General features: G+C 43.1%; 9 protein-coding genes. 6 read left to right on the top strand and 3 right to left on the bottom strand.

The window, feature by feature from the left end; translation table 11 throughout:
- Positions 1–260: 260 nt before the first annotated feature.
- The 4 genes from QUA62_RS28430 to QUA62_RS28415 all read left to right on the top strand — a co-directional run bounded on the left by QUA62_RS28430 (position 261) and on the right by QUA62_RS28415 (position 4,321).
- Entirely contained in the window at positions 261–1,517 is a 1,257-nt protein-coding gene (locus tag QUA62_RS28430; protein ID WP_333408162.1) for an ABC transporter substrate-binding protein, read from the top strand.
- 151 nt (positions 1,518–1,668) lie between these two features.
- Complete coding sequence (locus QUA62_RS28425) at positions 1,669–2,619, top strand: branched-chain amino acid ABC transporter permease (protein WP_333408161.1); 951 nt, start codon at positions 1,669–1,671, stop codon at positions 2,617–2,619.
- A 151-nt stretch (positions 2,620–2,770) separates the two neighbouring features.
- A complete protein-coding gene (locus QUA62_RS28420; RefSeq protein ID WP_333408160.1) occupies positions 2,771–3,340 on the top strand; it encodes a GNAT family N-acetyltransferase in 570 nt (189 codons plus the stop codon).
- A gap of 45 nt (positions 3,341–3,385) precedes the next feature.
- Positions 3,386–4,321, top strand: a complete 936-nt coding sequence (locus tag QUA62_RS28415; protein ID WP_190663700.1) for a branched-chain amino acid ABC transporter permease — start codon at positions 3,386–3,388, stop codon at positions 4,319–4,321.
- 163 nt (positions 4,322–4,484) lie between these two features.
- On the opposite strand, the gene QUA62_RS28410 is transcribed toward QUA62_RS28415, so the two are convergent.
- Complete coding sequence (locus tag QUA62_RS28410; protein WP_333408159.1) at positions 4,485–4,928, bottom strand: hypothetical protein; 444 nt, start codon at positions 4,926–4,928, stop codon at positions 4,485–4,487.
- 147 nt (positions 4,929–5,075) lie between these two features.
- Between QUA62_RS28410 and QUA62_RS28405 the strand changes: the two genes are divergently transcribed.
- Positions 5,076–5,201 (top strand): hypothetical protein, encoded by a 126-nt coding sequence (locus QUA62_RS28405; RefSeq protein WP_333408158.1) that lies wholly within the window; start codon positions 5,076–5,078, stop codon positions 5,199–5,201.
- A 254-nt stretch (positions 5,202–5,455) separates the two neighbouring features.
- Positions 5,456–5,863, top strand: coding sequence for a hypothetical protein (locus QUA62_RS28400; protein WP_333408157.1), 408 nt, complete (start codon positions 5,456–5,458; stop codon positions 5,861–5,863).
- A gap of 157 nt (positions 5,864–6,020) precedes the next feature.
- Here QUA62_RS28400 and QUA62_RS28395 read toward each other — a convergent pair whose 3' ends face one another.
- Positions 6,021–6,290, bottom strand: a complete 270-nt coding sequence (locus QUA62_RS28395) for an element excision factor XisI family protein (RefSeq protein ID WP_333408163.1) — start codon at positions 6,288–6,290, stop codon at positions 6,021–6,023.
- A 152-nt stretch (positions 6,291–6,442) separates the two neighbouring features.
- Positions 6,443–8,308, bottom strand: a complete 1,866-nt coding sequence (locus tag QUA62_RS28390; RefSeq protein ID WP_333408156.1) for a serine/threonine-protein kinase — start codon at positions 8,306–8,308, stop codon at positions 6,443–6,445.
- Positions 8,309–8,660: the final 352 nt, after the last annotated feature.

The following is an 8,660-nucleotide window of genomic DNA, read 5'->3' as shown; positions in this document are numbered from 1 at the left end:
ATGTATCAACTCTCCCCAGAGTTGTCAAGCGTTTTGCGAAAATATTTTTGACTTTTTTTTGAACCTATACACACCAACGGTTTCGGCTCTCCTTCACCGCTCGGCTATCCGAAACCTGACTCCTCTTTAGGGCTTGGGTCTGCTTTTTGACCTCGGAAATACACTTTGAACCGGGACTCTTCAGCGAATCGGTAGAATATTTGCACATATAGATGTTCTATATAGAGATGGTCTATATATATTTGTTCGATCGCCCGCTTATGAAAAAACCTGCCGCTCGCCCTACTGCCTTGTTCGTTACCTGCGCTTTACTGCTGAGCGCTTGCAGTCAGACGAACACTCCCCAGACATCAACTAGCGTATCTACAGGCACTTCGCCATCTCCAGCAACTTCGTCAGAGGGTTCGGCTGCGGGGAACTCTACCGCTATTGCTGTTGGGGTTGGGGTGGCGCAAACTAGCAATGTGGCTTTGCTCGGTCAGGAACAGGTGGCTGGCGCGAAAATTGCTCTGAAGTATTTCAACGATAAGGGCGGTGTGGATGGGACGCCGATTAGACTGGTGTTCCAAGATACTGGTGGAGATGAACAAGGGACAATCAATGCCTTCAATACTCTGATCAATCAGGATAAGGTGGTAGGTATTGTGGGGCCAACTCTCTCGCAGCAAGCTTTTAGTGCAGATCCGATCGCCGATCGCGCAAAAGTTCCCGTACTCGGACCCTCCAACACCGCTAAAGGCATTCCCCAGATTGGCGATTATGTGGCCAGAGTCTCCGCGCCTGTGGCCGTGGTAGCACCTAATGCAGTTAAAGCTGCACTGAAGCAAAATCCCAATATTAAGAAAGTAGCGGTGTTTTTTGCTCAGAATGATGCTTTTAGCAAATCTGAGACTGAAACTTTTCAGACAACGGTTAAAGATATGGGGCTGGAATTGGCAACAGTCCAAAAATTCTTGACTACGGATACAGATTTCCAGTCTCAAGCTACTAACGCCATAAATGTCAACCCCGATTTGATAATTATTTCCGGGTTGGCCGCCGATGGAGGCAATTTAATTAAGCAATTGCGGGAGTTGGGCTACAAAGGCGCGATAATTGGCGGCAATGGTCTGAATACTTCTAATTTATTTCCTGTTTGTAAAGCACTCTGTGATGGAGTTTTGATTGCCCAAGCCTACAGCCCGGAATATGAAAATGAAGTTAATAAGGCTTTTCGCGATGCTTATCGCGCTCAATTTAAGAAAGAACCGCCTCAGTTTAGCGCTCAGGCTTTTACTGGCGTACAAGTTTTTGTAGAGTCATTAAAGGCACTTAATGCTCAGTCTAAGGTTAGCCAAAAGCCTTTAGCAGAGTTGCGTACAAATTTGAATCAGCAGTTGTTGCGTGGAAAGTATGACACGCCTTTGGGGGAAATTTCTTTTACCCCTGAAGGTGAGATTAATCAGAAAGAGTTTTATGTGGCACGGATTAAGATGGAGGCAGATGGCAATAATGGTAAGTTTGAGTTTTTGAAATGAGGGGAGAGGGAAGTTTGTCGACTGCTTTTGTAACAGATGTAACGGATGTAACAGGTGTCAGGAAGACCAAAGAAGTAAGAGGGAAGAGGGAAAATCGCGGACGTATTTGTTGTTGAAGAATTTTGGTGTGATGCTCACTTCTTAAGTGGTTATGGACTTAACTCTGTTTTTGCAACAATTTTTGAATGGTTTGTCGATCGGCAGCGTGTATGCTATTTTTGCCCTGGGATACACGCTGGTCTTTTCTATTTTGGGAATTATTAATTTTGCTCACGGTGCCGTATTTACTTTGGGTGCTTATTTCACTTATGCCCTGATGGGAGGGGCTTTCGGTTTTAATGGGTTGTGGGCTAACGCTCGAATTCCGGTGCAGTTGCCTTTTGCTGTGGCGTTAATTTTGGGAAGTGTCATGGCTGGTTTGGTAGGAGTAATAGTTGAAAGAGTTGCTTTTTTACCTTTGCGCCGACGACACTCGGATCCTCTGCTGACTGTGGTTTCTAGTTTGGGTGTAGCTGTAGCAATCGCCAATATCATCCAATATCTGGTCGGTGCGGAAATTTACACTTTTCCTGCTAACACTTACGGCTATTTACCGGCAGCCATTAACTTCGGGAGTGCGGATAAACCAATTCCGATTCGTACTGTTCAAATAGTAATTTTTGCGGTATCTGTAGCGATTGTAGCTGTTTTAACTTACTTAATAAATTTTACTAAATTTGGCAAAGCAATGCAGGCTGTGGCTGAAGATGCGACTACTTCGAGTTTATTGGGTATTGATACTGATAGATACATTGTGTTGACGTTTTTTGTGAGCAGTTTTCTGGCGGGTTTGGCGGGGAGTTTGGTGGGTTCGAGTGTGAGTATTGCTGGGCCGTATTTTGGTATTGCTTTTGGTTTGAAAGGTTTGGCGGTGATTGTGCTTGGTGGGTTGGGAAGTATTCCGGGGGCAGTTTTGGGAGGTTTTATAATTGGTTTGGTGGAGGCTTTTGTACCTGGAGAATTTTCGGCTTATAAGGATGCTGTTGCTTTTGCCATATTGTTTATTATGCTATTGGTTAGACCGCAGGGTTTGTTTGGACGGCGTTTGATTCAAAAGGTGTAGTATTATTTGCAATACATCTAATAAGGCAGGGCGGTTTTGAGAAGGAACCAGGGGTTTCCAGCAAAGACTATAGCTAAACCAGCCCGTATAAACTGTTGTGGAGTTTTACATAAGTACCTAGAAAATTTATTCATACCTCAGAGGCAATTTGATGAATTCGGAAGTTCCATTAATACTAAGCGATCGCCTTTTTTTGCGAATAGCCAATCAAGACGATATTTGCGAAATTATTAAATTTTACAGAGACAATCAAAGGTTTTTTACTCCCTGGCACCGACAGTGGGCGGAGGATTTTTTAACGAAAACTTATTGGGAAAAACAAGTAGAGAAAGATTTCCAAGGCTTTAAGTCTGACAAATCTTTAAAAGTGTGGATTTTTGAGAAGGCTAATCCTGAGTATATTGTCGGTAACGTTAATTTTGATAATTTTGTACGAGGTGCCGGTCATTTCTGCTTTTTGGGATATAATCTGGCAGAAGCGCAACAAGGTAAAGGTTATATGACGGAAGCTGTGAGAATTGCAATTCAATATGTTTTTGAAGAGTTAAATTTACATCGCATTATGGCAAATTATATGCCTCACAATCAGCGTAGCGGCAATCTCCTTAAAAGATTGGGATTTGTGGTAGAAGGTTACGCTAGAGACTATTTGTTGATAAATGGTCGGTGGGAAGACCATATTCAGACTAGCTTAATAAATCCAAATTGGAAACCAAGCTAACCCGATTTTCCTTAATAACTTCTAATCTAAAATATTTAAAATCAAATGGCTACATTTTTTACTACTTATGGGTTTCTGATTGTCTCGATGTTGCTGGGTGCAATGTTGGGAATGTCGCTGTATTTGCCTTTAATGACTGGACAGTTGTCTCTGGCTAGCCCTGGTTTTTATGCTTTGGGTGGGTATATTGCGGCGATTTTATCTACCACAGTGTTTCAAACGAGCGGCGGTTTATTTCCGCTGCCACTGCTGTTATTGGAGATGATAATTGCAGGGGCTGTTTCGGGGTTGCTGGGTATTTTAGTGGGAATTCCGGCGCTGCGGTTAAGTGGGATTTATTTGGCGATCGCAACTATTGCTTTTGTGGAAATTTTGCGGGTTTTATCGCTGAATCTAGATATCACTGGCGGGGCTGTGGGCATTTTTGGGATTCCGCAACCGTTTGGGACACCGATCGAGTATTTGTGGATTGTATTACCTTTACTTTTGGTAAGTATGGCGATTGTGTATCGGCTGGAACGGATTCGGGTGGGGCGCGCTTTTGCTGCAATCCGCGCTGATGAGTTGGCGGCTGATGCAATCGGCATTAACCCAACTTTTTATAAGGTTCTGGCTTTCACGTTAGGTGCTGTTTTAGCTGGTGTTGTGGGTGCAGTTAGTGCCCATTTCCTCAATACTTGGAACGCGCGTCAAGGTACTTTTGATGCTAGTATTATTTACTTGACTTCTGTGTTGATAGGTGGTAGCAGAAGTTTTCTGGGAGCAGTTTTGGGTGGGATGGTGTTTACTGCTTTGCCGGAGGTTTTAAGGGGAATGGCGACTATTCAGGGATTGCCGATTTGGTTGGCACAATTTCTGCGGGATGGGCGGTTAATTATTTTTGGGGTGCTGATTGTTTTGGGTACAATATTTTTTCCGCAAGGTTTGGTGACGCCGGAGTTGTTGAAGAGGTGGAGGAAGCGCGATCGTACTTCTGTTTAAAATTGGATTTTTAGTTATGAGGGCTATCAGTCACTCGCTTTAACGTCTAGCCCGATAGGGCGATCACCCTATCGGTGAAAAAATATCGAGTGCGATCGCCTCCACACTTTTCATCGATCGCCTATCGGTAAAACAAGTAAGGGGCGATCGCATCCCTACCCTCTTATCGATTAAAACACACTCTGAGAACACCTGAATTGTCTCCTAGTGCATTGTCACCATCGTTAATTCGTATAGCAGTCCGAGTGATTGGTTTAGGTAGTTGTTGAACCCCCCGCACCCATACATATCCATACCCATCTATAGGAATGTCTACAAATAGCGCACCAAAAGGATATCCTCCATCGTATTTATATTGGTTATACGGCTCTAGCCCAGGTTCATTGTGGCCTTGAGGACCAACAGGAGCATAGCTTCTGGCATCTACAGACCAACCTCCACTAACACTGGCTATGCGAGTATATGGACTCCCAAGGTCAAAGTATTGCCAACCTGTTCTCGAACTTACATCAAAGCACTTAACTGATTGCGCTTTTGCTTCGTGCACATTAAAACCAGTAACCAGCACAGCAGCGGATATAAAAATAAATTTTAAAGTTAGTTTCATCCGTTATTCCTCCAATTTCAGTTAACTGTCGGTTCATAGTACCTCCTTCTTAAGGAAGAATTATTGAACTTCTTCCCAACCAAAACTCAAACCCGATCGCCCTGTTAGTCGGATTGAGTCGAAATTTTTTCCGAAAAATTTGACCCAATGTCGGAAACATCGGATGATATCCGAAAAACCAGCCTATCTCACGGATCTATCGACATCGCATCAGTCTTAAAACTGATAGATGAAATTTTGTTCCCCATACAAGCGATCGCCCAAAATCTATAAGATAATTTAGAAGTGCGATCACAATTCCCAACTTACTAAAGCCCCATAGGTCGCTATTGGAGATTGGGATTAGATGTACACTACCTTCTTCCAGCGAAGCTGATTTTTATCCTTTTCCACATCATAGACCGATCGCTCAAAACTGAAAAGGAAAAAAAGACGGAAAAAGACGGGTATTTCTAAAATTGGATGCAACGCGGAAAAAGACGGAAAAAGTCTGATCTACTAACTGTGGTTCTCTAACACCCCTACGGATGGACACTGCCCATATCTTGCAATTTGTAGATAAAGTGCTCAGCGCGAAGACAGGCAAACATCTCAATGACTTGCAGCGTAAAATTATCGAGGGAATAGTGAATCGACAAAAGTATTCTGATATTGCAGATACTTACGGTTGTAGTGCGGGTCATGCTAAGGATGTAGGTTACAAGCTTTTGCATATGTTATCTAATGCTTTTGGCGAATCCGTTGATAAAGATAATCTGGAATCTGTTTTAGAAAGGCAATTCAATCTGAATATAAATTTTGGCGCTCGCCACACTACTAATTTTTGGGAGAGCAACACAATTAATTATATCAAGAGTTGCTCAGAACTACCCACTTCTACCCCAGATAAAATCAGCCTCCGACTCCTGACTACCAGGACAGCACGAATCAAGTGAAAATTGAAATGACTGGTAAATTACGACAGTTGGGATTGAAGGAGGAGCAAATTGCATAGGTGCTAGGGTTAGCTTTGGAGGTAGTGAAGCAGATAGATTGAAAAGAATGATTTTATTTTTCCATCGCCCTTTGCGTTCGCTCTCTTGTCCTGCATCACTAGACTACGGTACTGAAAGTTGTTAAAGAGTATGGAAGAAAAGCTAAAACAATATCATTTTCTGGAAGACATTGATCTATCAAATTTTGGGTAATGCCACATTCCATGCCCTCGTATTCAATATAAACTTTTCCATCTTGTAGGGTAATGTAAATTAAATTCCCTCTCACTCGCCGTCCTCTATCCCAACCCACTTGCATGAGAGCATAGCGATCGCGTGTTTCATTCAACACCGGATCTAGTCGAATGTCTCCATGAGAGGAACGCAGTTTAGCCTATTGAAGAATAACCTGTTTTACTATTTCTCGATAAGTCGTGCTGGTATCCATTGTTTTACCTCGTTTTTTTCAGTCCGCCCAGGCGGACTTGGTTTGTGTAGACGCGGTTTCAACCGCCGAGTCATAAAGAAATTTCTACTATTTTATCCCTCGCATCCCCAAATTTTAATAGTTTTGTCACTGCTGCCGCTAGCCAAAAACTCTCCTTCCGGGCTAAAATTAACCGAATAGACCGAGTTAGTATGACCCGCAATATTACAAATTTCTTGACCGTCTTTCACTCGCCAAATCTTGATAGTTTGATTGCTGCTGCTAGCCAAAATATCGCCATCGGGACTAAAAGTAATAGAATCAACATACCAAGAATGTCCTGTGATAGTTAAAACTTCTTGCCAATCTTTGACCCACCAAATTTTAATAGTATTGTCGTGGCTGGCGCTAGCCAAAAACTCTCCATTTGGACTAAAAGCTATGCAGCGAACGGAGTCTGTATGGTCTGTAAGTGTGCGAATTAGCTTCCCATCTGTGACTCGCCAAATTTTGACTGTTTTGTCCCAACCGCAGCTAGCAAGAGTTTCGCCATCAGGGCTAAAAGCAACCAAATAAACTAAGTTGGTGTGACCCGCAAGGGTGCGAACTTCTTGCCCGTCTTTGACTCGCCAAATCTTGATTGTTTTCTCCCAACTGCAGCTAGCAATAATTTCGCCATCGGGACTAAAAGCTGCGCCGTAAACTGAGTTAATGTGACCGAGCAGGGTGCGGATTTCTTGCCCATCTTTCATCCGCCAAAGTTTGATAGTTTTGTCGTGGCTGCTGCTGGCTAGCATCAGCCCGTCCGGGCTGAAAGCTACTGTATAAACTGAGTTAGTATGACCTGTAAGAGTCACTATTTCTTGCCCGTCTTCAACTCGCCACAGCTTGATTGTTTGGTCATCGCTGCCGCTGGCTACAACTTCTCCGTTGGGGCTGAAAGCAACAGAGTAAATTAAGTTTTTGTGACCTGTTAGGGTGTGAAGACATTGCCAGTTATAGGTTTGGTGTTGGGGCAGGGCGGGAGCTTTTCCTGGTTTAACTAACTTGGAAATTGTTTGGGGAATTGCTAGATCGATCGCAGATTGGGGATTAATTTCTTTTAATACTTCAACAGCCGTTTGATAGCGGCGGTTGGTAGCATTTGCAATCATTTTGTCTAAAATGTGACCGAGTTCTTCACTGACTGGGTTGTTGGCTAAATACTGTCGCCAAATCCAGGCATCTTCACCAGGATCGAACAGGTCAAAAGGCGAAAGTTGAGTTAGCAAATACAGGCAGGTTATGCCTAAACTGTACAAATCGCTGGTAAAAAATGCTTTGCCTCTAGCTTGTTCAGGGGCGATGTATTCGGGGCTGCCGATGCTGGTTCCTGTTTTGAGTAAAGCCGTACCTGTGGCAATTTTTGCCGCACCAAAGTCCACTAAAACTAATTGTTTATCAGCGCGGCGGATGATGTTTCCGGGTTTGATGTCTCGGTGAATAACGTTGTGGGAATGGATGAAGTGAAGGACGGGTAGTAAGCTATTGAGTAAGTCTTGAATTTGATTTTCTGTAAATGTGCCTTCTGTTTCTACAATTTGTGCTAAATTTTGCCCGTCGATAAATTCTTGGACTACATATTGTCGGCTATCTTGGATGGAATAGGCTAATAGTTCGGGAATTTGAGGGTGTTTGCCCAATTCGTCTAATCGCATTGCTTCTTGTTCAAAAAGTTCGGCTGCTTTTTTGCTGTTGCGATTGCTTGCTGATGGGATGAGTTGCGTTTCTGCGGGTAAAAATTGTTTGATGACGCAGCGAGGTTTTGAGGGTTTGTCTTCGTCAACGGCGAGGAATGTTCTACCAAAACCGCCTTGCCCGATCGCCTTTATAGCCCGGTAGCGATCGCGCAGCAGCAGTTTTGAACGGCAATTTCGGCAAATTTTGGCTGCGGGAGGGTTTTGTGGCTTGGAACAGTTGGGATTTAGGCAGTAACTCATTCGATTTGAGATTTTAAGTTTCTGATTTTAAATTTTATTTTTTGAATGTTGGCACCACGCAATACATATTATACCTCTTCTCACACTTTATAAAATTTTGCGACCGTTGCTGATTTAGGGTATGAAAGGCTAAATCAGCAAGTCATAGAAACCAGTATTCACCAAAATTCGCGATTTTCAAGTTATTTTTTTCATACCCTGATTAAGCAACGCCACAAAATACAACTTTTTGCTAGCAATCGCTCAATTACTTATAGGCTAGTACCCAACTTCCTTAGACCTCTTGCAAAAGTCATTCTGAAAGGTTAAGTTCATAGTTATAGATACCTGCAATCAGGTTGAAGCGTAAACC

The organism is Microcoleus sp. MON1_C1, assembly GCF_036701945.1.
In the GTDB taxonomy this organism is placed as follows: domain Bacteria; phylum Cyanobacteriota; class Cyanobacteriia; order Cyanobacteriales; family Microcoleaceae; genus Microcoleus.
Note: the sequence above shows the minus strand (reverse complement) of the source record. Positions and strands in the feature narration are given on the sequence as shown.